This is a genomic window from Paraburkholderia xenovorans (genome assembly GCF_046030735.1).
Classification (GTDB): Bacteria; Pseudomonadota; Gammaproteobacteria; order Burkholderiales; family Burkholderiaceae; genus Paraburkholderia; species Paraburkholderia xenovorans_A.
The window spans coordinates 42,676-68,685 of sequence record NZ_JAQQBV010000005.1; the positions used below are offsets into that span (position 1 = coordinate 42,676).

Below are 26,010 nucleotides of genomic sequence, written 5' to 3' on the forward strand. Positions count from 1 at the left end.
CGTCTTCCACTGACATCACCTTTGGCCGCGCTTGGAGCGTCGCCATCTCAGGTCCCGAAAACCCTCACCTTTGCGTGAAAGGGTCTGCTATGCCCCTCCGCTCGGGACAAACCCGGAGTTGAGTTCGCCTCATACCCCACATCAAAACTCATCGATACAGGGCCGTTGAAGCGCCGCCGCACAATCGGCCATCCACTCAACACCGACGGAACAAACCATGAGCGTATCGACGGACAAACAACTCTTTATCGGCGAGGGCTTCGAAGGCCCAGGCGTGAACCTCGCGCATATCAACGTGCTGGTCGGTCCGCGTAACGGGCCGGCGGGCCAGGCCTTCGCCACCGCGTTGGCGACGCCATCCGCGGGCCATGCGCCGTTCGTCGTGATCGCGCGGCCGGGTGTGCCGACCAAGCCGCTGACGCTGTACGTGAACAAGGCGCAGATCGGCAGCGACTTCCACGGCAACGCAACGTGGGGCGCTTCGCAAGCGGGCATCGCGAAGGCGGTGGCCGAGTCGCTCGAGAACGGCACGCTGCCGCCGGAAGCGGAAAACGATTGGGTGGTGGTGTCGGCGAACTGGGTCAATCCGGGCACCGACGATCTCGACGCCGTCTTCGAGAACAACTACCGCGCGTGCAAGAACGCGATCGTCGCGGCGATGAAGGGCTTGCCGCATCGCGACGAAGTGTTCGCCGCCGCGCGCGAAGTCTCGAACCCGTTCTACACCCCCAAACAACGCTGATACCCGTAAGCGCGATTCGCATGCCGGCGGGCCGTCTGATGCGATCGCGCGAAACAGCACTTTCACGAGATAGGGAAGGAGATACTGCAATGGAATACATTCGCCTCGGCCAGTCTGGCCTGAAGGTTTCGCGACTGTGCCTCGGCACGATGAACATGGGTACGCCGCAATGGAAGCCGTGGATCTTCGACGAAGCGCAAAGCGAGCCGATCGTGCGGCACGCGCTCGAAGCCGGCGTGAATTTCATCGACCTCGCCGACTTCTATTCGACCGGCGTCGGCGAAGAAGTGTTGGGCCGCATTCTGAAGCGTCTCGCGCGCCGCGAGGAAATCGTGGTGACGACCAAAGTCGGCTACGACATGGGCGCATATCAGAACGCCGGCGGCCATTCGCGCAAGCACATCATGGACGGCATCGACGCGTCGCTCAGGCGCCTCGGGATGGATTACGTCGACATCTACATGCTGCATTTCTTCGACGTGAACACGCCGGTGGAAGAAACGATGGGCGCGCTGAACGACATCGTGTGTGCAGGCAAAGCGCGCTATATCGGCGTGTCGACCATGTACACCTGGCAGTTCGCAAGGATCATGCAGGTCTGTGAGCGCAATGGCTGGCACAAGCCGATCAACATGCAACTGCAACTCAATCTCGCGTATCGGGAGGAAGAGCGCGAAATGATTCCGTATTGCCAGGATCAGGGCGTCGGCGTTTCGGTGTTCAGTCCTTTGGCGCGCGGTCTGTTGACTTGCGATCCGAACTCGACGCGCAATCAGACCGATTTCTTCACCGCGCAAATGTACGGCGATATCGCGTCGCGTGAGATTGCGGCGTCGGTCGCGCGCGTGGCGGCCCGGCGTGGGGTGTCGGCGGCGCAGATCGCGCAGGCCTGGGTGCTCAATCACGGCGGCGTGGCGAGCATGCTGGTCGGCGCGGATACGCCCGCGCAGTTCGATAGCGCGGTGGCCGCACTCGGCACGCATCTCAACGCGGACGAGCTGTTCGAACTCGAACGCAATTACACGCCATGCGATCTGATCAACGATTACACGGCGGGCAAACGAATTGCGCGCGAGCCACGGCTTGCACAAGGCGTTTTCGACGAAACCCTGGAGAAAGCCGCATGAACGAGTTTCTCCGGACCGGCCATTACATCGGCGGCGAATGGCACGAAAGCGCGAGCACGTATGCGGTGTTGAATCCCGCGACCGGCGAAATCGTCGCGCAGGTGGCGAACGGCGGCGCGGCGGAAACCACGCAAGCCATTGCCGCTGCGGAGCGCGCTTTTCCGGCATGGCGCGCACTGACGGCGAAAGAGCGCGGTGCGCGCGTCAAGCGTTGGGGCGAACTGATGCTCGACAACCGCGACGCGCTAGCCGAACTGCTGACGCTCGAGCAAGGCAAACCGCTCGCGGAAGCGCGCGGCGAAGTCGGCTATGCGGCAAGCTTCTTCGAATGGTTCGCCGAGGAGGCGAAGCGCAGTTACGGCGACGTGATTCCGAGCCCGAACCCGCACGCGAAGATCATCGTGACGCGCGAACCGGTCGGCGTGGTCGCGGCCATTACGCCGTGGAATTTCCCGCTCGCGATGATCACGCGTAAAGCCGGGCCGGCACTGGCGGCGGGTTGCACGATGGTGCTCAAGCCGTCGGAAGAGACGCCTTTGTCGGCGTTTGCGCTGGCCGTGCTCGCCGAAAAAGCGGGTATTCCGCCGGGCGTGTTCAACATCGTCTCCGGCGATGCCGTTGCGATCGGCGGCGCGCTGACGGAATCGGAAGTCGTGCGCAAGTTGTCGTTCACCGGTTCGACGCGCGTCGGCAAACTGCTCGCGAAGCAGTCGGCGGATACGTTGAAGAAGCTGTCGCTGGAGTTGGGCGGCAACGCGCCGTTCATCGTATTCGACGACGCGGATATCGAAGCCGCCGTGCAAGGCGCGATGGCCTCGAAATTCCGCAACACCGGGCAGACCTGCGTGTGCGTGAACCGTTTCTACGTGCAGGACGGCGTGTACGACGCGTTCACGCTGGCGCTGACCAAAGCCGTGCGGCAGATGCGCGTCGGCAATGCGCTGCAAGGCGAGGTCGAGCAGGGTCCGCTGATCAATCAGGCGGCGCTGAAGAAAGTCGAGGCGCACGTCGCCGACGCGTTGAGTCAAGGCGCGAAAATCCTCACCGGAGGAAAACCGCACGCACTTGGCGGTACGTTTTATGAACCGACGGTGCTGGTGGACGCATCGAAGTCGATGCTGATCGCCGCGGAAGAAACGTTCGGGCCGGTGGCCGCGTGCTTCCGCTTCACGTCCGAACACGAGGCGATCGCCGCCGCCAATGCCACGCCGTTCGGTCTGTCCGCGTATTTCTACACCCGCGACCTCGCGCGCGCATGGCGCGTGGCGGAGGCGCTGGAAAGCGGCATGGTCGGCATCAACGAGGGGATTCTGTCGACGGAAGTTGCGCCGTTCGGCGGCGTCAAACAGTCGGGGCTCGGCCGTGAAGGTTCGAAGTACGGGCTCGATGAATACACCGAACTGAAGTACATGATGATGGGTGGCCTCGGACGGTAGTCCCGGCTTCCCGCGTTGAAGCGTCCGCCTCGTATTGCATGCATGGAGGCGGACGAAGCCGCCTGGGTCGGACCTATGCCGACCGCGCGCGGGCGGCCCACAAAACGAAGGAGACAGCGTGAGCAATCAGGATATCCATACGGCCACTCTCGGCCTCGCCCCCACGATGCCGTCCGCCGCAGCGGCCATGCGTGGTCCCGTTTCTCTCGACGACGTGCCGCTCAATGCGTTTCACGTCAAGATCGCCGGGCTGACGTTCGGTGCGCACTTTACCGAGGGCTTCGCGCTCGGCACGATCGGTTACGCGCTTGCTTCGCTGAATCGCCAGATGCCTCTCGACGCATTCTGGATGGGCATGATCGGCAGTTCCGCGTTGATGGGGATCTTTGTCGGCAGTCTGATTTTTGGCTGGCTGTCGGATAAATTAGGAAGGCAGAAGATTTTTCTGTTGAGCTTCCTGATCATCACCGCGGCAGCGTTTGCGCAGTTTTATGTGCGATCGCCGTTGGAGTTGTGCGTATTGCGCGTGCTGATTGGCTTCGGCATGGGTGGCGATTTTGCGGTCGGCCACGCGATTCTCGCGGAATTCTCGCCGCGCAAGCATCGCGGTACGTTGCTCGGCTCGTTCAGCGTGGTATGGACGATCGGCTATGTGGTCGCGAACGTGCTCGGCATGCACTATGCCGATGCTTCGCCCGATGCATGGAGATGGTTGCTCGCATCGGCCGGTGTGCCTGCGTTGATCGTGCTGGTGCTGCGCATGGGCACGCCCGAGTCGCCGCGCTGGCTGAGCGGCAAAGGTCGCGTCGCGGAAGCGAAGGCGGTCGTACTCAAACACTTCGGCCCCCACGTGACGCTCGACAGTGGCGACGACGAACACGCGCAAGCGCGCGGCGGCTTCATGCGGCTGTTCCGGAAAGACCTGATTCGGCGGACCATTTTCAATTGCGCGTTCTTTGTGTGCCTCGTGATTCCGTATTTCGCGATCTACACATTTCTGCCGACCATCCTCAAGGCGATCCATCTGAACGATGGCTCGGGCGCCGATTTCCTGTTGAACGGGTTCCTCGTGCTCGGCGCATTGATCGGCATCTGGCTCACGATCAAACTGTCGCGCCGCGCATTCCTGATTGGTTCGTTCGCGGTGACGTGTTTGTCGCTGGTTGCGCTCGCCGTGCTGCCCGAGTCCGCAACGCTGGCGATGATCGTCGCGTTCGCCGTGTTCACGCTGACGATGTCCGCGTTCTCGAATCTCGTCGGCGTGTTTCCGCCGGAGTGTTTCCCGACCGAGGTGCGCGCGTGTGGCGTCGGGCTGGCGATCGCGTGCAGCCGGCTGGGCTCGGCGGTCGGTACGTTCCTTCTGCCGTTGGGGATCGTCCATCTTGGTTTTCACGCAACCATGATGGTGCTCGCGGCCGTACTGCTGATCGGGATGCTGGTCTCGATCGCCTGGGCGCCTGAGACCAAACACCTGACGCTCAACGAAGCTAGCGGCGCGTAACACGACGCAAATACTTCGGCAAAAAAACCGCCGCACCGGTAACGGTGCGGCGGTTTTTTTATTGGGTGCTCGAAGTCTCGGCCAGGCCGTTTATCCAAAGGGCTTAGGAAAAATCTCATTTCAAATAAGCAAAAAGAATCCACTAATCGGAAATATTTCGAATTGCCATCAAGAGTCGGGATGAAATCAGAATCGTCCTAGGTACTAGTGCCGCGCTGGATTTTAGTATTCCGTTGCGCCTGAACGATCGGCCAATGATTCGAAGAAAAGCCGTTATTCCCGGGCTCGAACATTGGAACACCCGAGGGCGAATGGCGAATCTCACTGAATATCAATCGCCGATTCAATATTTCTTAACTCAATTGGAGCAACAAAATGAAATCTTTCCTCCCCGCAATTGCGATCGCTGCTGGCGGTTTGCTGGGCGTTGCATCGTTCGGCGCCCACGCGGCGGACGGCACGATCGCCTTCACTGGCACGGTTTCGGACACCACTTGCTCGATCAACGGCACAGCATCGGGCTCGCCCGCTAACCTGGCTGTCACGCTGCCGACGGTTTCGGCAGGCACGCTCGCCACGCAAGGCGCGGTTGCCGGCACGTCCAGCCCGACCGACATGACGCTCGCACTGAGCGGCTGCTCGGGCGCGGCTACCAAGGCGGTTGCCACCTTCGAAAACGGTCCGACCGTTGCCCAGGACACCGGTTATCTGACTAACCAGGCCGCTTCGGGCCAGGCGTCGAACGTCCAGGTGCGTCTGCTGAACGCGTCGATGCAACCGATCAACATCACGACCGGTGCGAACAACGACATCGCTGGCAACGGCGCAACCATCTCCGGCGGTTCGGCAAACATGAAGTACTTCGCGCAGTACTACGCTACGGGCAAGGCAACGCCGGGCGTAGTGAGCACGTCGGTGCAATACACGATGCAGTATCAGTAAGCGATGACCGGGGGCGTTCGCTTAGGTGAACGCCTTTTTTACGGCCTCATTTCAAGATTAAGTTCAAAGGTGCTGTGATGAAGTTGCTCGAAAAAATCACGATAGGAACCGGTTTTGTCTGTGCGCTACTGGCAGGCGGCGCACAGGCAAGCGTGACGATCGGCGGTACGCGAGTGGTGTATCCGCTCGAGCAGCGCGAAGTCACGGTCAAGCTGGACAACGACAGCCACAATCCGTCGCTCGTACAGGTATGGATGGACGACGGTAACGCAGATGCCAAGCCCGGCGATATCAAGGTGCCGTTTATCATCACGCCGCCGATTTTCCGGATGGATCCGAAGAAAGCGCAGACACTGCGCGTGATGTACAGCGGCGAAGCGCTGCCGCAGGATCGCGAATCGATCTACTGGCTCAATGTGCTGGATATTCCACCCAAAGCGGACGCGACTTCAGGCGTGAATTCGTTGCAATTGGCCTATCGCACCCGCATCAAAATGTTCGTACGTCCGGCCAAACTGCCCGGCAAGCCAGAAGACGCACCCGCGCAATTGAGCTGGAAAATCGGAGTGTCGCCAGATGGCAAGGGGCAGGCAGTAAGCGTCTCCAATCCGACGCCCTACTACGTTTCATTTAGCGAAGTCGATGTAGAAAGCAGCGGTCACCTGTTCAAGAACGAACAGGGCGGCATGGTTGCGCCGCATGCGTCGGCCGTGTTGCCGGTTGCAAAGATGAATGGCGTATCGGCCGGCGCGAAGGTTCACTACACCGCGATCAGTGACTACGGCGGCGCCATCGACGGCGACGCGACACTCAATCCATAACGCGCATCAACCGGCTGTTCGGTCGGCAGCCCTGCGCCTAATTGCATAAAACCCACTTCGAGTAAATGGCGTGCGTTGCATCAGCAACGCACCGGACGCCGCACGCCTGTTGCAAGACATCGGAAGTCAGTCAGATCATGAAACTCTCACCTCGTCATCAGTCGCATGCTCGCATCTGCGATTGTTCTGGTTCGTTCGGCCTGAACCCCGTTATCGCCGTTGTCATGTCGGTGTTCGCGGGGCTTGGCGGCACCCAGTCGGCGAACGTGAATGCGGCAGAAAGCGTCGACAAAATCGCGGCGGTTCAATTCGATACGACTTTTTTGCGTACGGACCCGGCGCAAACCGTGGACGTTGGGCGTTTTGCGCGCGGCAATACGGTGGAGCCGGGGGTGTATGCCGTCGATCTTTGGGTCAACGAGATTCGCGTGGCGCGTCAGGATGTGCGCTTCGTGGCTACGCATGACGGTCACAGCTCGCGTGCATGCTTCAGCCGTCAGATGCTGGAGACCTTGGGCGTCGATTTCGACAAGGTCGCGGCGGATACCGGCACAAAGCTATCAACGCATGCTAAAACCGATGCAGTCAAAGACACGCATGCCGCCGCGAGTGCAAGCGCCGCCGCGGCCGACGACGAATGCGTCGACCTTGCCGCAATCGTGCCGGGCGCAACGATCGACTTCGACTTCTCCGAGCAGAAACTCACGCTGAGCGTGCCGCAGAAATACATGCGCAATGCCGCGCGCGGCTATGTGCCACCCGACATGTGGCAAACCGGTGTAAACGCGGGCTTTGTGAGCTACAACGCGAACACTTATCACACCGCCGGCTCGGGCATGGAGTCGACGCAAAGCTACCTTGGCCTGAACGCGGGTTTGAATATTGGCGCATGGCATTTCCGTCATCAATCGTCGATATCGCAGGCGACGGGCCAGGGTTCGCATGTCGACAACATCGCGACCTACGTGCAACACGACGTAGCCGCGTTGAAATCACAAGTGACATTGGGCGACGGCTACACGACCGGCGACGTGTTCGACAGCGTGCAGTTCCGCGGCGCGCAGATCGCCACCGACGACCGCATGTTGCCTGAATCCCTACGTGGCTACGCGCCGGTGGTGCGTGGCATCGCGGAGACGAATGCGCGTGTCTCTGTCCGTCAGAACGGTCAGTTGCTCTATGAAACCAGCGTGTCGCCGGGTCCGTTCGAAATCAACGACCTGTATGCGACCGGCTACGGCGGCAACCTCGACGTAACGGTGACCGAAGCCGATGGCCGCACCAAGACTTTCACGGTACCGTTCGCGTCGGTGGCGCAATCGTTGCGGCCCGGCACGACGCGTTTCTCGGTGACCGCCGGACAGTTGCGTAACGACTCGCTCGTAACGAAGCCGAACTTCGCGCAGTTCACGTTGCAACGCGGTCTCACCAACCTGCTGACGGCTTACGGCGGCGGCGTGGCGGCTAATGGCTACGTAGCGGCTGACGTAGGCGCGGCATTGAACACCAGGTTTGGCGCGGTTTCAGCCGACGTTACCGGTGCGCAAACGCAAATCCCGAACCAGAGCACGATGCGCGGCACCAGTCTGCGCGTTGGCTACAACAAGTTCATCGATCCGACGGACACCAATATTGCGGTTGCTGCTTATCGCTACTCGACCGCCGGCTTTATGAATCTGTCGGACGCGGCCTCGGTTCGCGATCTCGCGATGCGTGGTGGCGATACGAATTCCGTCTATCGTCAGCGCAATCGCTTTCAGCTCACGGTCAATCAGAACCTCAAGAGCCATGGAACCGTGTTTCTGAGCGCTTCGTCGCAGCAGTACTGGAATCACAGCGGTAGCGATACGTTTTATCAAGCCGGTTACACGAACAGTTTCAAGTACGGCACATACAGCATCACGGCGGGGCGTACCCGTAGTTCGGACGGCTCGATGTCCAACCAGTACATGCTCAGCACGACGCTTCCGCTCGGCCATAGCCAGCATGCGCCGTTGTTGTCGACCAATCTGTCGAGCTCGGGCGGCAACACCAATCTGCAAGCCAACCTGAGCGGCTCGCTCGGCGACGCGAACCAGTACTCGTACAACGCGTACGGCACATATGCCAGCGCCAGTGGCGGCCGCTCCGCCAATACCGGTGTGATCGGTGCATGGCGCGCGCCGTATGCGCAGATGACGGCGTCGGCGAGTGCGGGATCGGGTTCGAGTCAGATGTCTGCCGGTATCAGTGGCACGGTGGTCGCGCATCCGGGTGGCGTGACTTTCTCGCAAACCGTGGGCGATACGTTTGGCATCGTCGACGCGCCGGGCGCAGCGGGCGCAAGCGTGACGAGTTCGCCGGGTGTCAAGCTCGATAGCCGCGGTTACGCCGTGGTGCCTTACCTGACGCCGTACGGGATGAATACCGTCGACATCGACCCGAAAGGAACCTCGACCGATGTCGAATTCGAGTCGACTTCGGAACAGGCTGTGCCTCGCCTCGGCTCGGTGGTGATGCTCAAGTACAAGACGGTAAGCGGCCGTGCGGCGTTGATTCGCGCGCCGCAGCTCGGTGATAAGGCGTTGCCGTTTGGCGTGGACGTGGTTGACGGCAATGGTCGCAACGTCGGCGTTGTCGCGCAGGACAGCCGGATCTTCGTGCGTGGTCTGGAAGACAAGGGGTCGTTGTTTGTGAAGTGGGGCGAGGCGGCGTCCGAGCAGTGCCGGATCGATTATGTATTGCCGAAGCAGACGGGTAAGGCAACCGCGGCTTATACGTCTGTGGAGGGGCATTGCCTTGGCGGAGGCGAGTCACTTCACTCGCGCAGCAGTTCTGCAAATTGAAACGATTGAATTGAGAAGGTGCCAGCTATGTTTATGTTAACGCTTTCACAGCGTGGGTGTTGTCCCAGAGTTATTTGGTGCAGACGGCAGGCCGATCGCAGTCACGATTTTGTGTACCACGGAGCCTTTTCGCTGAAGCGATTTTTTGCATATGGCATGTTGGCTTTGATTGTTAGTTTGGTATCCATGTCGGCGAATGCACGCTTGGTTTGCTCGGCCACCGTGAGTGATCAAAACCTCGCTGTTGGTACCGTTGCTGTACCCTCGAATGCGTCTGCTGGATCCACAATAACTACGCTCGCACCGACCACGTTCCCACTGTCGTGCGCGTTTAATACGACAGGGACTCAAAGTACTTCGACAACATTTCAACTGTATCTGCCGACCGGTGCGTCGACTGTGGCGGGTTACACCGATGTTTTCCTCACCAACGTGTCTGGCATTGGCATTCGGTACAGTGTCAGTTCGGCGAAATGCAACATCGCCAATAAAGTATTGAACAACACCAGCGGCGGCTACATATTTGACTGCGGTACTTTAACCGGCGTGATTGGCGGCGCGGCGATCACGGTCGATATTACGTTGACGGCCTCATTTGTGGTCACCGGCAAGATTGCTCCCGGTGTCGTGTCTCTCTCGTCAGTCCCGCCGGTGCGCCTTGGCTACTTTTCATCAGACGGTGGCTTGGGTAGCCAATTGTCGGGGTTCGCCTACTCTGGCTCTGCGTCGGGAACATTCATGGGCGCGACCTGCTCCGTCAGCCAACCAGCCCTTACTGTGCAACTGCCTACAGTGTCCACGTTGGCGCTCTCGTCCGGTGTCGGGACAGTTACGGGGCCTATCGCTGTTCCGTTGTCGCTCAACTGCACAAGCGGAGCAAAGGTGTGGATCACGCTGACTGATAACGTCAATCCTGCCAACACGGGTAATACGCTTCAGCTTTCCTCGGACTCGACAGCTCAAGGGGTCGGTATTCAGATACTAAACGGCTCAGGAGCGCCCGTTTCGTTCGGAGCGGATTCGGCGGCGGTCGGCAATAAAAACCAATGGCTAATTGGTGATTCGCCAAACGGCCTCTTGTCGGTCCCATTGACAGCACGTTACATCAGCAAAGGCATCGTCACTGCAGGGACCGTGAAGGCGCTCGCCACGTTTACGATGTCCTATCAATAATGCCCCGGCGACCGGGAAATGGTTCGGCCAGATAGCGCGTAGGAGATCGTTCCGGTCTACGCGCTATCTGGCCCCCAAACCGCATTTCCCGACGCGCATCCCCATGACGTGTATCATTCGCACCTTGCGCTGTTCTGCGCTGGCGATTCCCGTATTGTCGAACGCTCGTTCGTGACCCGGTTCCGACGCGGTCGAGTTGCCATTGTGACGAGGGTTCCCAGCCCAACTCCCGCAGCTCGACGCCGCCGCGCCTAACGTGGCAGACCAGGGGCCACAAGCCTTTGGGGATCGCCCGAACCTCTATCAGTGACCGCCAGACCCGATGTCAGTCTCCGAACTCAAACGCCGCCGCACGTTCGCGGTCATTTCCCACCCGGACGCGGGCAAGACCACGCTCACTGAAAAGCTGCTGCTGTTTTCGGGCGCGATCCAGATCGCCGGTACCGTGAAGGGTCGCAAGAGCAATCGCTACGCGACGTCCGACTGGATGGAAATCGAAAAGCAGCGGGGCATTTCGGTGGCCAGCTCGGTGATGCAGTTCGAGTACGGTAACGCCGTCATCAACCTGCTCGACACACCGGGCCACGAAGACTTCTCCGAAGATACCTATCGCGTGTTGACCGCGGTGGATGCCGCCGTGATGGTGATCGACGGCGCGAACGGCGTCGAAGCGCAAACGCTCAAGCTGCTCGAAGTCTGCCGCAGCCGCAAGACGCCGATCGTCACGTTCATCAACAAGCTCGACCGCGAAGTGCGCGAGCCGCTCGAGCTGCTCGACGAGATCGAACAGCATCTGGGCGTCGCCGCCGTGCCGTTCACGTGGCCGATCGGCATGGGCAAGGACTTTCAGGGTGTCTACGACATCCAGCGCGACCAGGTGCGTCTGTTCCGCGCCGGGCAGGATAAGGCGGGCGGAGAAGTCGAAACGCTGCAAGCGCTGGGTGACGAAGAGGGCGAACGCCGCTTCGGTCACGCGTGGGTCAAGGCGAAGGAAGAGATCGACCTGATTACCGGCGCGTCGCCCGACTTTGATCGCGAGCAGTTCCTCGCCGGTCAGCAATCGCCGGTGCTGTTCGGCTCGGCGATCAACAACTTCGGCGTGAAGGAAATTCTCGACGCGCTGGTCGATCTGGCGCCGCCGCCGTCGATGCGGATGACCGTGCAACGTCCGGTGATGCCGGACGAGCCGAAATTCACCGGCGTCGTGTTCAAGGTGCAGGCGAACATGGATCTCGCGCACCGCGACCGCGTGGCATTTATTCGCGTGTGTTCGGGGCATTTCGAACGCGGCATGGCCGTGAAAGTGACGCGCACGAACAAGACGTTCCGCGCGAATAACGTGGTGACGTTCCTGTCGCAGCGTCGTGAGACGGTTAGCGAGGCGTATCCTGGCGACATCATCGGGATTCCGAATCACGGCACGTTGAGTCTCGGCGATACGCTGACCGAAGGCGAACAATTGCAGTTCGTCGGTTTGCCGTTTTTTGCGCCGGAAATTTTTCAGACGGTGGAAGTGGTCGATCCGATGCGCGCTAAGCAGCTCGGTGAAGCGCTGAAGCAGCTCGGTGAGGAAGGCGCGATTCAGGTGTTCCGTCCGGAAGTCGGCGGTTTGATGATTCTCGGCGCGGTTGGCCAACTGCAATTCGAAGTGGTGTCGCATCGGTTGTCGACGGAATACAAGGTCGATGTGCGGATGGCGCCGGCACGTTACCGGATGTCGCGCTGGGTGACCTGCGACGATGCAGCGGAGTTGCGCCGTTTCACCGATTCGTACGCGGCGCGGATTGCGCTCGATGCATCGGATGCGCCGACGTATCTGGCCTCGCATGTGTCGGAAATCGAAGTCGCGCAGAAAGCGTGGCCGAAGATCGTGTTCAACGAATTGCGCGAGCATTCGGGCGCGCCGTTCAAGAAAGCGATGTAAGCCGGCGTATCGTGGAGAGCACCAGGCTCCGCCTGATTCCTCTTTTACATAACGCGCCGGAACTCAGTCATTTGCGCCCCATTTGCGAATCAGCGTGAATGGGTGTGGCGCAATTGGCGTCAACGAGGTGGGATGCCGGAACCGCTCCAACACGGAGCGGACGTACGGCTTCTGAGTTCCGGGAGCGGCTGTTGATTGCAATTGAGACTGTGGCCATAACGGTACCGTTCCAGATCGCCACTGTCGTTCGTGTCCCCACGCAACCCATCAATGACCACGCCGACCCGCGCCATGCGGATCCCCAAATGAGCGAAGTCTCGTTGATTCGACTCAACCGGCGGTGACGCAGCGCACTTACATAGTTGCGCCGCTCGCGTACAGGGTCACCCGGAGGCTGCCGGTAGAATCTGCTGTTGAGTCATGCCAAGGCAACAAAAGCTGCTGGCGATAACCCAAACATCGGTTCTGGATGCCGGGACGTCTGACTACACTGAGTTCTCCATCACCAACACATGACAGGAGTGACTGTGGAACTGACCGACTTCAACACACTGACTTTCGACTGCTACGGCACGCTGATCGACTGGGAAACGGGTATTTTCGAGGGGCTGCGCACCCTGCTGGATCGCGTGAAGCCGGCGCTCACGCGTGATCAGGTGCTGGAGGCTCATGCCCGTCACGAATCGTCGCAGCAGAAGTACACCCCGGCCAAGCGCTATCAGGACTTGCTGCCCATCGTGTACAAGCGTCTCGCCGAAGAATGGGGCGTTTCGTTCACGCACGAAGAGTGCGTGGCTTACGGCCAATCCGTTCGCAACTGGCCTGCGTTCGACGATACCGTAGGCGCGCTGCAGTACCTCAAGAAATACTACAAGTTGGTCATCCTATCGAATATCGACAACGAGAGCTTTACGTACAGTAACGCGAAGCTGCAGGTCGAATTTGACGCGATCATCACAGCGGAAGACGTTGGTTCGTACAAGCCGTCGCCGCGCAACTTCGAGTATATGATTGAAAAGCTAGGCGATCGTGGCATCAGCAAAGACAAGATCCTGCACACCGCAGAGAGCCTTTTCCACGATCACAAGCCTGCCAATGAGTTTGGTCTGGCGTCGTGCTGGATTTATCGCCGTCACTCGCAGCCGGGTTTCGGCGCCACGATGAACCCGGGCGCGCAGCCGAATATCGACTTCCGTTTCAACAGCATGGCGGACCTTGCCAAAGCGCACCAGGAGGCGCTGCTGAAGAAGTAAGCGGTTTGGTAGAGCTCTGGCGTGGTGCGCGCTGACCGCCGCGTCAGTAGCTTTTCCCGTTGGCGATTTCGGTGGGTTGCAAATCTTAAGACGGAGGCTGGTGTGCAGTTGACCGATTTCAAGGCACTAACGTTTGATTGCTACGGCACGTTGATTGACTGGGAGTCCGGGATAGCCGAGGGCCTGTCGACACTCACGGCCCGTCTCGCCAATCCTCTTACACGCGATCAGGTTCTCGAGGCGCACGCCCGGCACGAGTCTTTTCAGCAGTTGGCAACCCCGGAGCTGCCGTATAACCGACTCTTGCAGGTCGTCTACAAGAGACTCGCCGAAGAGTGGGGCGTCAGATATTCCTGGGATGAAGCTGTTGCCTACGGGCACTCAATCCGCGACTGGCCGGCATTCCCGGACTCGGCGAGTACGCTCCAGTATCTGAAGAAATATTTCAAGCTTGTGATCGTCTCCAACGTCGATAACGAGAGCTTCAGATCCAGCAACGCCAGGCTTGCGGTGGAATTCGACGCCATCGTGACCGCGGAAGACGTCGGGGCCTACAAGCCGTCACACCGAAACTTCGATTATCTGTTTGATGTGCTGACTTCGATTGACGTGAAGAAAGAGGAAGCCCTTCACATTGCGGATAGCGTCTATCATGATCATCAGCCCGCCGGGCAGCTCGGGCTGCGCTCATGCTGGATTCATCGCCGGTTCGAACAGCGCGGGTTTGGCGCGACACTAAGAACGCTTGCTGAGCCTTCAGTCGAGTTCAAGTTTACGAGTATGGCCCAGCTGGTCAAAGCGCACCATGAGCAGTTGTCAAATGGATAGCACGACGATCTTCGATTGACATCGCAGCCGACACCGACCAAGCACGTTATGAGCAATCGACAGAAACTCGACCGGATCGATATCAAGATCCTTGCCGAACTGCAAAAGAACGGCAACATGACGAACGCGAACCTCTCCAGTGCCGTCGGGCTCTCAGCCAGTCCCTGTTTGCAGCGTGTGAAACGTCTTGAGGCCGCGGGCATCATTTCGGGCTATGGCGCCCATATCAATCTGACCAGACTGACCAGCACGGTCACGGTCTTCACGGAGATCATGCTCCATGACCACCGCCGTGAAGACTTTGTGCGCTTCGAGGCAAATCTGCGGGACTTCGACGAGATAATCGAGTGCCATTTGGTGAGCGGCGGCTATGACTATCTACTCAAGTTTCTCGTCAAGAACATCGGGCATTATCAGGAGGTTGTCGAGAAGCTGCTCGACCGTAACATCGGCATCGAAAAATACTTCAGCTATATCGTTATCCGTACACCGTTCGTCAAACATGCTGCTCCGCTCGACAAACTGCTCGCGGACGATGAGTAAGTCACGACGGCGTCTTTTTCGGCGATCGATTAATCCAGTCCGCCCTGACAGAGATACTTGATGGACAGATAGTCGTCCAGTCCGTATTTCGAACCCTCGCGTCCGTAGCCGGATTCCTTGACGCCGCCAAAGGGCGCGGCCTCGCTCGCGACAGCACCTTCGTTGACGCCGATGACGCCGGCTTCGAGTCTGCGTCCGACGCGCTCGATACGTCGCACGTCGCGCGTATAGAAATAGGCGGCAAGTCCGAATGGCGTATTGTTGGCGAGGCGGATCACTTCGTCTTCGTCCTCGAACCGGAAAAGCGGAGCGACAGGGCCAAAGGTCTCCTCGCAGCAGACCAGCATGTTAGCGTTGGCCCCTGTGAGTACGGTCGGCGCATAGTAGTTGGTACCCAGCTCAGTGAGCCGTCGCCCACCTACGAGCACGGTCGCGCCATTCTGGACCGCGTCGTCGACGTGCCTCGCGATCTTGTCGATGGCGCGCTGGTTGATCATCGGGCCAATCTGGGCGGACGCGTCGCTCGCCGGCGCAACCTTCAACGCACCGACACGCTGGCTCAACATATCGGCGAACTGCTCATAGATCTTTGAATGAACATAGATGCGATTCGGACACACGCAGGTTTGGCCGCCGTTGCGAAACTTGGCGGCCATGACGCCCGTGACTGCCGCATCGAGGTCGGCATCGTCGAAGACGATGAATGGCGCGTTGCCGCCGAGTTCGAGCGAGAGCTTCTTGAGAGTACCGGCCGACTCTCGTGCCAGATGCTTACCGACCGCCGTCGAACCGGTGAAGGTAATCTTACGGACGCGGTCGTCTGCCAGCCAGTCGGCAACGGCCGCGATGCCTTCGTCACGGGCGGCGGCGATCATGTTCAGCACGCCGTCGGGCACGCCGGCTTCCTTCGCAAGGGCAGCCAGCGCGAGGGCGGTCAATGGCGTGTCTTCCGCCGGTTTGGCGACGACGGTACAGCCGGCAGCGAGAGCAGGTGCAATTTTGCGCGCAATCATCGCTAGCGGGAAATTCCACGGTGTAATCGCTGCGACGATCCCGACCGGCTCTTTCACCGCGGTCATGCGCTTGCCACGCTGTTGCTGCGGAATGATATCGCCGTAGATACGCGTGGCTTCATCCGCGAACCAGGCAACGTAGGACGCACCGTACGCAACTTCGCCGCGGCTTTCGGCCATCGGCTTACCCTGTTCCATCGACATCAGCGTCGCGAGGTCGTCCGTGTTCTGCACGATAAGCGCATGCCAGCGACGAAGGATTTCCGCACGTTCGCGCGGCAGGCGATCACGCCAGGCCGGAAAGGCTTGCGCTGCCGCGTCGGTTGCCGCGCGGGCGTCGGCTGCACCGCTATTCGCGACCTGGGCGACGATCTCGTCCGTGGCAGGGTTGATAACAGGATATTGCGCGCTATCGGATGCATCGACCCACTTTCCGCCAATCAGGTTCTGGCGATGTAGAAGTTCGCCGCGTGTGAGTTTGAGAGCCATTGTCTTCTCCTGCAAAATGAACGTGTAGCGCGCCTATCGACTGAGTTTGCGCCGCTACAGGGAAAGGTTATTAACCGTCTGAACGGAGAGAGCTCAGGCGTGCACTTTCTCCGCACTGCGCAGAGCCGCGCGCACGTCTTCCTGCGCGAGGATGTCGTCAAGCGTTTTGCGCACTCTGTCGGTCATGAGCTCGACTTCGTCGCGCGAATAACAAAGTGCTGGAGCAAACCCCAGAATGTTGTCGCCGAAAGCGCGGAAAATGATTTTGTTCCGGTAGGCTGCCTCGAAAATTCGGGTCGACAGATTCAGTGCGGGATCGAAGCGTGTACGAAGTTCTTTATTAGAGACGAGTTCCAGCGCACCGAGCAGACCACGATGACGCGAGTCGCCGACAAGGGGATGGTCGAGCAGGCCATCGAGGCCGGCTGCGAAGTGCTCGGCCTGAGCGACGCCGTTTGCAAGCAAGCCACCTTCCTGATAAAGACGCAGCACTTCAAGGCCGATCGCTGCGCTGACCGGGTGAGCCGAGTATGTCTGGCCGTGCCCGACTGCATCGGCGCGCGAGCCGCCGTCCGCGATACCCTGATACACCTCATCAGACATAAGAACCGCGCCCATCGGCGCATAGCCTGCGGTGAGTCCCTTGGCGACCGTCATCAGATCAGGCTCAACGCCCTCGGATTCACAAGCGAACATGGGTCCTGTACGACCGAAGGCGGTGATCACCTCGTCGGCTACGAACAGGATGTCGAGCCTGCGGCATGCTTCGCGCATCGCCTTTAGCCAGCCTTTGGGCGGGACAATGACACCACCGGAACCTTGCACAGGTTCGCAGAAAAATGCGGCGACGTTTTCTGCACCCAGTTCGCTGACCTTCGCTTCGAGCGCGGCTACCGATGCCGCGACAATTGCCTGCGGATCGTTCGGGGTCGCGCTTCGATACTGGTACGGCGAACGAATATGATGTTGCCCGCGCAACGGCACATCAAAGTTGCGATGGAAGCTGGAGATGGCCGTCAGACCGGCGCCGGTTGACGATGAACCGTGATACCCGCGCTCGAGGGCGATGATGTGCTTCTTTGACGGCCGACCGGTAGCGTTGAAGTAATGGGTGATGAACCGGATCGCCGAGTCGACGGCATCCGATCCTCCCAGCGAGAAGTAGACGTGCTGCAATGATGCGGGAGCGAGCGCCACGAGCTGTTCCGCCAGTTGAATCGCAGGCGTCGAACCGAAGTGAAAATATCCGGTGGCGTACGGAAGCCGACTCATCTGTTCCGTCGCGGCCCTGACAATACTTTCTTGCCCGTAGCCTGTGTTCACACACCACAAGCCGGCGAATGCGTCGAGCAGTTCGTTGCCGTTCGCATCGCGCAGCCATGCGCCACGGCCTGACTCGAGTATGGTGACTCCACGCTCTTCATGAGCGCGGTAGTTGACGACCGGATGAATCAGATGCCTGCGGTCTGCCTCGATAAGTGACGCAATCGACATGATGTACCTCTGTGGAAAATGGAACCGTTATGCGTGTCATGCTACGCAACGAACGCAGTAGAAACACGGCCCAATCTGGACATGTGCAAGCAGAACGGTTTTGATTATTTGCGCGCGGCAGCACTTTCTGCGGTCGTTATCGTCACGAGTGGGACTCGTCCGCGGGCACGACGAATAGCGGTGCTGGAAAAGGTTCGGCGGTTCATGCTTTCTCCGTTTCCCAGCTTGGCAATGGCGAAGCTTGCGTCGAATCAGACTCGCTACGCTGGTCGAGCCACTGCGCCAGATGAATCGCAGTTCTGCCGGTTGTATTGCGAATCTGCGAGCGGCAGCTGAAGCCGTCGCTGATCACCACGGTGTCCTGACTCAACGCATTGATAGCCGGTACAAGTTCCGAAGCGGCGACCGACATGGCGATATCCGCAGTACGGGTGTGATAGCCGAATGCACCGGCCATCCCGCAACAACCCGTCGCAAGGACTTTCCCTGAGCGTGTTGAGTCTTTAAGCATTTGTGATTCCGCTTTCGTTCCGCCACAGGCTTTCTGATGGCAGTGACCATGTACGGCGACGTCTTCATCCAGCTTTGGCAACGCGACGCCGCTGTCTTGCAGAAGCTCGGCGAGCGTCTTCACTGAGGCCGCCAGTGAAGCAGCGCGAGCGTCGGTGGGGAACAGCGCGCGAAGTTCGTCGCGGAACACCGAAAGACAGCTCGGCTCAAGCACGACGACCGGCGTTTGAGCTTGAATGACTTCCGATAGGGCGCTCATGATGGATTCGAGATTGCGCCGCGCCTCGTCAAGCAAGCCGGCGTCATACATGGGCCGGCCGCAGCAGACCTGCTTGCTCAGGAGTTGAACCTGGAATCCATGCGACTCGAGAACGCGCACCGCTGCTTCGAGAACGTCAGGGGAAAACCCGTTGTTGAATGTGTCCGTCCACAACAGAACGCGTCCGCGTTGAGTCGCGATGTTTGCGTGGCTCGTCGCAAGCAGCTGTCTCGCGCTGTGACCGTTTCTGAACGCTTTGCTTGCGATGGCGGGAAACCGGACGTCCGGCGCGAGGCCCGCGTACGCGCCGATCTTTCGAAACGCGCGATTTCGCATCACCCTGTTTGCCGCACCACTTACGTGTGTGGCGAGCGGCAACCACTTTCCGATACGGCCGATCATCGCGTCCATGATGGGGCGGCGCTTGTGCTTGAAATACTCGTAGAGGAAATGGCTCTTGTATTTCGCGATGTCGACGTGAGTCGGACAATCGCTTTTGCAGCCTTTGCACGCAAGACAATGGTCGAGCGAGTCTTTTACAGCTTCGCTCTGCCAGCCGTCTTCGATTACTTCGCCCTTTAGCAGTTCGAAAAGCAGCCTGGCACGACCGCGCGTCGAGTACTTTTCTTCGCGGGTAGCACGGAAACTGGGGCACATCGTTCCACCGTCCAGTGAACGGCATTTGCCCATTCCTATACAGCGTTCCGTGGCGCGCGCGAAGGTGTCGGGATTGGCAACGTTTCCGAAAGAGAAATGGCTTTTGATTTCAACGCGCTGGTAAGACGGACCGAGCCGCAGATTCTCGTCCACAGGCATGGCATCGATAAGCTTGCCGGGATTCATGCATCCCAACGGATCCCAGATTGCCTTGAACTCCCTGAAGGCCTCCATGAGTTCGGGGGAATACATCAGCGACAACAGTTCTCCCTTGGCCTGACCGTCGCCGTGTTCGCCTGATAGCGAACCCTCGTATTTGACGACCAGTTGCGCCGCCTCGACAAGGAACTCGCGCCAGGTATGGACGCCCTGAGCATTTCGAAGGTCGAAGGTAATGCGTGAATGTATGCATCCGTCGCCGAAGTGCCCGTACATGTTGGTCTTGTAGCCGTAACGCGTCACGAGGGCCGAGAACTCCCTGAGATATGCGCCAAGATGCCGGGGCTCGACGGCCGCGTCTTCCCAGCCGACCACCGGATCCGGTTGCGACGGATCGTCTCCGATCGAAGTAGCCGATGCGCCAGTTTCGCGCACAGACCACAGGCGTTTCATGAGACTGGCGTCGACCACCACGCGTGACGATGGCTTACCAGGAAATGCTTTGCCAAAGCTCGCGGCCGTGTGTGCGAGTGACAAAGCCCGGTCACTATCGGTCGCGCCGAATTCGACCATGAGCCACGCATTTCCATCGGGTAGTTCGGCAATGTCCGCGAGAGCGAGGCCGCGCTCGCGGAGACCCCCGACGATACCCGTATCCAACCCTTCCATCGCGATCGGTCCGAGCGGCAACAACTGGGGAACGCAATCGGCGGCGTCGAAGATCGTCGGAAAGCCAAATACGACGAGAACCCGATGAGTCGGGTTCGTCACCAGCGTGGTCGTGGCACGCAGCACCGATACACACGTGCCTTCCGAGCCGACCAGCGCACGGGCAATATTGAAGCCATTTTCGGGAAGCAACTGGTCGAGGCTGTAACCGGAGACGCGCCGTTTAAGCTTGGGGAAACCGGCACGGATCGCGTCGCCATATCGGTCTACCAGTTCCAGAAGCTGCGTGACGATCGCTGCGCGCCGTCCGCCCGCATCGAGGTGCTCCTGAAGCGTTTCGGCATCCGTCGGGCCGACCCAGAATCGTGCTCCGTCGTACGTCAGGATTTCCATGGCCTCGACATTCTCGGCCGTCTTGCCGGCCATCACAGAATGGGCGCCGCAGGAATTGTTGCCGATCATCCCGCCGATCGTGCAACGGCTATGGGTCGCGGGATCCGGCCCGAACGTGAGGCCTTTGAGTGCGGCCGCGTCTTTTAGCTGATCGCAGATGACACCTGGTTGAACCGTCGCAATGCGAGCTTCAACATCGATGTTCTCGATTGAGGTCAGATGCCTGGACGCATCGATGATGACCGCGGCGTTGACCGATTGGCCGCACATCGACGTGCCGGCGCCGCGTGTCAGAACGGGCATGCCGGCGTCGTGGCAGGCGCGCATGATTTCGACGACGTCGTCGATGGTACGGGGAACGACGACGCCGATCGGGACCTGCCGGTAGTTCGATGCTTCCGACGCGTAGGCCGCTCGCGATCCGGCGTCAAAGCGAATCTCTGCGGTCGTGTCGTTTGCAATACGGCGCTGAAGCGCGAGCAGGGCGTTGATATCGTGCCGGGGAAGAGCGGTTGCGCTGGTCATTTCAATCCATACGGAAGACATGTTCGGGGACGCCCCGCGCAGGACCTGTCGTCAGGTCGAACGAGTGCGGCAGGGCAAAAAGGTGTGCCCCCACGTTCCGTATTTAAGCCTGAAGCAAAAACGCTGTCTTCCTGCGAAACATAGGAAAAAGCCGGCTAATCTTCGCGGAGCCGGTACAAGGCCATGGCGACCTGAAGCTGGAAGCGAAGGCTGGGGTCTTCGAGCGAGACGGACAGAATGGCTTCAATTCGTTCAAGCCGATAACGGAGCGTGCTGATGTGTATGCCCAGCGCCTTCGCAGTGTTGGCAAGCTGGAAGCCCTCGTCGGCAAGCGTACATACGGTCTCGAGCAGCGACTCGCCGCGGCGGTTGCCTGCCAGTGGCGTGACGAGGCGCTCGACGAGCATGTCGCGTGCATCGGCGTCGCCCATCAACGCGCGGGGGAAAAGAATTTCGTCGAAGTGATGCAGGCGTCCGGGTCTCAGTGTCGACACCAGCGCGTCCACGTCCTTGGCTCCGATTGCCATGCCACTCACGCCGGCATGGACGCGACTGACGGCCATCGCGGCGCGGCGGTCGGAGACGGACTCCCAGAGCGCGTCGAGCGATGCATCGGACGGGACGATGAACTTGATCTGGTTCAGCCAGAGTGCTAACAACACCGGCAACTGTTTTGCGCGCAGTTGCCGTTTCAGGTTTTCGACGAAGCGTTCCCGGCGTTCGAGTCCTTCCGTGGTGAGCGGAATGGGCTCGTCGAGCAGCACGAGGCAGACGCGATACTGCTTCGATTGACTCCATCCCGACACTCTGGCTCTCTCGAGCGCGCTGGTCGACGGGTCGAATTCGCCGTCGAGCAGGCCCGCTACCAACGCGTAGCCCAGCCGGTCTTCCTGCTGGCTCAGTTGCTGTTGATGCATCAGATGGAGCGCCGCCACTACGCTCGCATGTTCAATGGCGCGCGAGTCCAGTTCATCCATTTCAGAATCGTCGAGATCGAGCCAGATGAGTGCAACGGCACGGTCGTGCAGTCGGACAGGAAGACTCAATCTTTGCCGCACGCCGCCAGTCTCGCGAAATGCGACTTTGGTCGGACGCTCCACATTGGCGAGATCGACTGACGCGCTGTCGTCACGTACAGCGGCCAGTAATCGCGGTTCGAGTTAGGCGAGATCTTCGGCGCTGCCCGAACCGCCGAGCACGTGACCCGAGGTGTCGCTGAAGGTGACCGCGCGCCCGAGCAGATTGCATAGTGCGGTCGCGATATCGGACAGACTGTTTGCCGATACGGCTGCATTGGTCAACGCTCGATGAAGCTGCTCCGAGCGCTCGATGATCTCGCTCTGGAAGTTGATGATCTTGGCGAGTATCTCGTGTGTAACCTGGCTGAACTGTACGGCCCAGGGAAGCTCGAGCAGCGGCAGACCGACACGGTCAGCTTCGGCGATTGCCTCCGGCGAAAAGTGCTCCCTGAAATGCGGCACCGCGAGCACGACGCCCGCCAGTCCGATTTCGCTCAGTTTCTTGACCAGGTCGCGAGACGCGGCCTCTTCATTGGGCCAGTTGTAGCCCGTGGTCAGCAGCAGCTCGCCGGGTTTGACCCAGTCTGCGATGTCGGGGTGGTCCACCATGTGAACCCACGAAATTTCCCGCTCGAGATCGTGTTCGCCTGCGACGACCCGGGCCTGGCGGAGTACCGTTTCACGTATTGCGGTGTCGAGTTTCATCACGCCTCCAACGACGTGATACGCCGTGCAGCCAGGTCGTCGTGTTGCAGGGTCATGTATTGGCGGGTTGACGATATCCAAACAGAACGCCGAGCAGGCTGATGGCAGCGGCGAAGATCACGTAGAACGCGGGCGCCATTGCCGTTCCCGTCTTGCTGATGAGCCAGGTGAGGATCAGCGACGCGAACCCGCCGAAGGTCATCACAGCAAGGTTGTACGCGACCGACAGTCCGGTCGACAAGACCTTGGTCGGGAATATCTCGGACAGCGCAGCCAGGATCGGCCCGGTGTAGATCGCGATCAGCACGCCGAAGACTGCCTGAAAGATGCAGAGCGTGGCGAGCGACGGCGCGGAGACGATCATGGCGAACAGCGGCCACGCGAGCAGAAGCATCGCTGCCGACGACCCGGCGAGGAGTAACTTGCGGCCGATCTTGTCGGAGAGCCAGCCCGTAATCGGCGAACACACCGTGATCACACCACCCCCCACCATCGCCGCGATAAACGACGCGGACTGCTGCAGCTTCAGCACCTTCACGGAGAAGGTCGGCATGTAGAACAGGATCACGTAGATGCAAACGGTCCACAGCACGACCATGGAGAAGCTTGCGAAAGCCTGCCACGGGTAATCGCGCAGTACATCGGAGAGCGGCGTCTTGGATTTGTCGGTGGTGTGCAGGAAAACTGGCGTTTCCTCGAGATTGCGTCGGATGAAGAAACCGATCGGTCCAATCAGCAGGCCTGAGAGGAACGGAATTCGCCAGCCCCAGCTTTCGATATCGGCAGTCGACAGGCCGAGCGTGAGGCCGGTGCCGAAGCACGCGCCGAGCAGTACCGCGAAGCCGATACTGGTTTGAATCCAGCTCGAGTAATAGGCCTTCTTGCCTTTCGGTGCGTGCTCCGTCAGGAACGCGGTTGCCGTACCCATTTCCCCGCCCGCCGAGAAGCCCTGCAATAGCCGCGCAACGACGATCAGACAGGGTGCCGCCATGCCGATCTGCGCGTATGTCGGCGCGAGACCGATGAGCGCGGTCCCAGCACACATCAGAAGAATGGTCAGCGACAAGGCCGCTTTGCGGCCCGCACGATCCGAGTAGATTCCGATCAGGATGCCGCCGAAAGGTCGTACCAGAAATCCGACGCCGAAAGTCGCCACTGACAGCATCAACGAAGACAGATCGTTGCCAGTAGGGAAGAACAGCTTTCCGATGATGATGGCAAAGAAGCCGTACACCATGAAATCGAACCATTCGAAGCCATTGCCGAGAACGGTGGCAACAATCGCACGTCGCCGCGCGCTGCGTTCCTCTTTGTATGCTGAAGTCAAATTTACCGTGTTCATCTCCACTCCTGACGCTTTCTGTTAGCTTCTTCAATCGTTTCAGGCGCTCCGTGGTGTCACGTGCGTCCGTGAAGTCATTGAACCCGGCCACAAATCGCATAGCTATCTACCTAAGAATGGAAAAACACCTTCCATATTAGTGTCTGAAGTAGGAGAACGACCGGCATCGAGCAAAATTACACCGGGTTCGTCTTTCGTCAGAGGAACGCAGTGGGAATCTGCGCCAACGAGCATTTCGAGCGACGGGGCGACGGCTTTCCCCATCATTTCAAATAGAAAATTGTTCAGTTCTTCCTACTTCCAGTAGGTATCTGTCCGATTTCTGGATCCCTACCATTGGCACGTCCTTTGGAGGTGACCTCGTGAGTAAAGAACAGAACCCGGCCAGCGATCTGGCTGCTTTGCGTAATACCTACGTGCCGCGTGGCGTCGCGACCGCACATCCCATTTTTGCCAGCCGTGCGGCCGGTGCTTATCTGTGGGACGCGACAGGGCGCAAGTATCTCGACTTCGTCGGCGGTATCGGCGTGCTGAATGTCGGTCACAACCACCCGGCCGTAGTCGCTGCGGTACAGCAGCAACTCGAATCGTTTTCGCATGTGTGCTTCCAGGTAGTGGGCTACGAGCCGTACGTGCGGCTCGCGGCTCGTCTCTCGGAACTGGTCGGACCCGGTCAGGGATATAAGTCGGTGTTCTTTACCACTGGCGCGGAGGCTGTCGAAAACGCGATCAAAATCGCGCGTGGATATACGAATCGCCCTGGCGTCATTGCATTTCGCGGCGGCTTCCATGGCCGCACGTTGCTGGGTATGACGCTGACGGGTATGAGCGCACCCTATAAGCAGAATTTCGGTCCGTTTGCTCCGGACGTTTATCACGCACCCTATCCGAACGCGTATCACGGCATTTCTTCGACCGATGCGCTCGACGCGCTGAAGCAGATTTTTAGCACACAGATCGCCGCCGATCGTGTGGCTGCAATCATTCTCGAACCTGTTCAAGGTGATGGCGGTTTCCTCGCAGCACCGCCTGAATTCATGCGGGCGCTGCGCGCGCTCACCGAGGAACTCGGCATTGTTCTGATCGTGGACGAAATCCAGACGGGCTTCGGGCGCACAGGCGAAATGTTCGGCTTCCAGCACTCGGGCATTCAGCCGGACCTGGTCACGGTGGCGAAGAGTCTGGCGGGCGGGTTGCCTATTTCGGGCGTCGTCGGGCGTGCGGAAATCATCGACGCGCCGCAACCCGGCGGGCTCGGCGGAACCTACGGCGGCAATCCGCTGGGATGTGCGGCAGCCAATGCGGTGCTCGATATATTCGAACAGGAGAACCTGATCGAACGCAGCCGCAAGATTGGCGTGCAACTGCGCGACGGTCTTGAATCGCTTCGCGAGTCCCACAAGGAAATGGGTGAAATTCGTCAAACGGGCGCGATGGTGGCGGTCGAGTTTGTGACGGACCGCACGACAAAGGCTCCGGCTGCTGCGCTGGTGCAGCGTGTGCTCGACGCCGCTCAGGAAGAGGGCCTGCTTCTGATCAAGTGCGGCATCGAACGCAATGTGGTTCGCTTCCTCGCGCCTCTCACTGTGTCGGACCAGGACGTGGCGGAGGCGCTGCAACTGTTCGGGCGTGCATTGGAGGCCGCGAAGCGGGCTGACTAG

General features: G+C 59.7%; 19 protein-coding genes. 13 read left to right on the forward strand and 6 right to left on the reverse strand.

Annotated features, from left to right (window positions below; translation table 11 throughout):
• Positions 1 to 217: 217 nt before the first annotated feature.
• The 12 genes from fae (at position 218) to PQQ51_RS06485 (ending at position 15,115) form a co-directional block, all read left to right on the forward strand.
• Positions 218 to 742 carry a formaldehyde-activating enzyme gene (gene fae, locus PQQ51_RS06430; RefSeq protein ID WP_408495779.1) on the forward strand — a complete coding sequence of 175 codons (525 nt, stop codon included), beginning with the start codon at positions 218 to 220 and terminating at the stop codon, positions 740 to 742.
• A gap of 89 nt (positions 743 to 831) precedes the next feature.
• Positions 832 to 1,869 (forward strand): aldo/keto reductase, encoded by a 1,038-nt coding sequence (locus PQQ51_RS06435; protein WP_408495781.1) that lies wholly within the window; start codon positions 832 to 834, stop codon positions 1,867 to 1,869.
• Positions 1,866 to 3,305: an NAD-dependent succinate-semialdehyde dehydrogenase gene (locus PQQ51_RS06440; protein ID WP_408495783.1), complete on the forward strand. Its 1,440-nt coding sequence runs from the start codon at positions 1,866 to 1,868 to the stop codon at positions 3,303 to 3,305. Before PQQ51_RS06435 ends, PQQ51_RS06440 begins: the two co-directional genes overlap by 4 nt.
• Before the next feature lie 118 nt (positions 3,306 to 3,423).
• Positions 3,424 to 4,806 carry an MFS transporter gene (locus PQQ51_RS06445; protein WP_408495784.1) on the forward strand — a complete coding sequence of 461 codons (1,383 nt, stop codon included), beginning with the start codon at positions 3,424 to 3,426 and terminating at the stop codon, positions 4,804 to 4,806.
• A 375-nt stretch (positions 4,807 to 5,181) separates the two neighbouring features.
• The gene (locus PQQ51_RS06450) at positions 5,182 to 5,748 is read left to right on the forward strand and encodes a fimbrial protein (RefSeq protein ID WP_408495786.1); all 567 of its coding nucleotides are present in this window, start codon (positions 5,182 to 5,184) and stop codon (positions 5,746 to 5,748) included.
• Between the two features lie 77 nt (positions 5,749 to 5,825).
• On the forward strand, positions 5,826 to 6,569 hold the full coding sequence (locus PQQ51_RS06455) for a fimbria/pilus periplasmic chaperone (protein ID WP_408495788.1): 744 nt from the start codon (positions 5,826 to 5,828) through the stop codon (positions 6,567 to 6,569).
• Positions 6,570 to 6,706: 137 nt separating this feature from the next.
• Positions 6,707 to 9,394: a fimbria/pilus outer membrane usher protein gene (locus tag PQQ51_RS06460; protein ID WP_408495790.1), complete on the forward strand. Its 2,688-nt coding sequence runs from the start codon at positions 6,707 to 6,709 to the stop codon at positions 9,392 to 9,394.
• 27 nt (positions 9,395 to 9,421) lie between these two features.
• Entirely contained in the window at positions 9,422 to 10,567 is a 1,146-nt protein-coding gene (locus tag PQQ51_RS06465) for a fimbrial protein (RefSeq protein WP_408495792.1), read from the forward strand.
• Positions 10,568 to 10,889: 322 nt separating this feature from the next.
• Positions 10,890 to 12,491 (forward strand): peptide chain release factor 3, encoded by a 1,602-nt coding sequence (locus tag PQQ51_RS06470; RefSeq protein ID WP_408495794.1) that lies wholly within the window; start codon positions 10,890 to 10,892, stop codon positions 12,489 to 12,491.
• Between the two features lie 527 nt (positions 12,492 to 13,018).
• Positions 13,019 to 13,744 carry a haloacid dehalogenase type II gene (locus tag PQQ51_RS06475; RefSeq protein WP_408495796.1) on the forward strand — a complete coding sequence of 242 codons (726 nt, stop codon included), beginning with the start codon at positions 13,019 to 13,021 and terminating at the stop codon, positions 13,742 to 13,744.
• Between the two features lie 102 nt (positions 13,745 to 13,846).
• Complete coding sequence (locus PQQ51_RS06480; protein ID WP_408495797.1) at positions 13,847 to 14,572, forward strand: haloacid dehalogenase type II; 726 nt, start codon at positions 13,847 to 13,849, stop codon at positions 14,570 to 14,572.
• A 48-nt stretch (positions 14,573 to 14,620) separates the two neighbouring features.
• Positions 14,621 to 15,115: an Lrp/AsnC family transcriptional regulator gene (locus PQQ51_RS06485; protein ID WP_408495799.1), complete on the forward strand. Its 495-nt coding sequence runs from the start codon at positions 14,621 to 14,623 to the stop codon at positions 15,113 to 15,115.
• A gap of 29 nt (positions 15,116 to 15,144) precedes the next feature.
• Here PQQ51_RS06485 and PQQ51_RS06490 read toward each other — a convergent pair whose 3' ends face one another.
• The 6 genes from PQQ51_RS06490 to PQQ51_RS06515 all read right to left on the reverse strand — a co-directional run bounded on the left by PQQ51_RS06490 (position 15,145) and on the right by PQQ51_RS06515 (position 24,349).
• The gene (locus tag PQQ51_RS06490) at positions 15,145 to 16,617 is read right to left on the reverse strand and encodes an NAD-dependent succinate-semialdehyde dehydrogenase (RefSeq protein ID WP_408495801.1); all 1,473 of its coding nucleotides are present in this window, start codon (positions 16,615 to 16,617) and stop codon (positions 15,145 to 15,147) included.
• Positions 16,618 to 16,710: 93 nt separating this feature from the next.
• Positions 16,711 to 18,111, reverse strand: coding sequence for an aspartate aminotransferase family protein (locus PQQ51_RS06495; protein WP_408495802.1), 1,401 nt, complete (start codon positions 18,109 to 18,111; stop codon positions 16,711 to 16,713).
• A gap of 202 nt (positions 18,112 to 18,313) precedes the next feature.
• Complete coding sequence (locus tag PQQ51_RS06500; RefSeq protein ID WP_408495804.1) at positions 18,314 to 21,283, reverse strand: FAD-binding and (Fe-S)-binding domain-containing protein; 2,970 nt, start codon at positions 21,281 to 21,283, stop codon at positions 18,314 to 18,316.
• Between the two features lie 155 nt (positions 21,284 to 21,438).
• The gene (locus PQQ51_RS06505) at positions 21,439 to 22,260 is read right to left on the reverse strand and encodes a PucR family transcriptional regulator (RefSeq protein WP_408495806.1); all 822 of its coding nucleotides are present in this window, start codon (positions 22,258 to 22,260) and stop codon (positions 21,439 to 21,441) included.
• A 183-nt stretch (positions 22,261 to 22,443) separates the two neighbouring features.
• On the reverse strand, positions 22,444 to 23,007 hold the full coding sequence (locus PQQ51_RS06510) for a PucR family transcriptional regulator ligand-binding domain-containing protein (protein WP_408495808.1): 564 nt from the start codon (positions 23,005 to 23,007) through the stop codon (positions 22,444 to 22,446).
• A gap of 52 nt (positions 23,008 to 23,059) precedes the next feature.
• Positions 23,060 to 24,349, reverse strand: coding sequence for an MFS transporter (locus PQQ51_RS06515; RefSeq protein WP_408495810.1), 1,290 nt, complete (start codon positions 24,347 to 24,349; stop codon positions 23,060 to 23,062).
• Between the two features lie 362 nt (positions 24,350 to 24,711).
• On the opposite strand from PQQ51_RS06515, the gene gabT reads away from it, so the two are divergent.
• Positions 24,712 to 26,010, forward strand: coding sequence for a 4-aminobutyrate--2-oxoglutarate transaminase (gabT, locus tag PQQ51_RS06520; protein ID WP_408495812.1), 1,299 nt, complete (start codon positions 24,712 to 24,714; stop codon positions 26,008 to 26,010).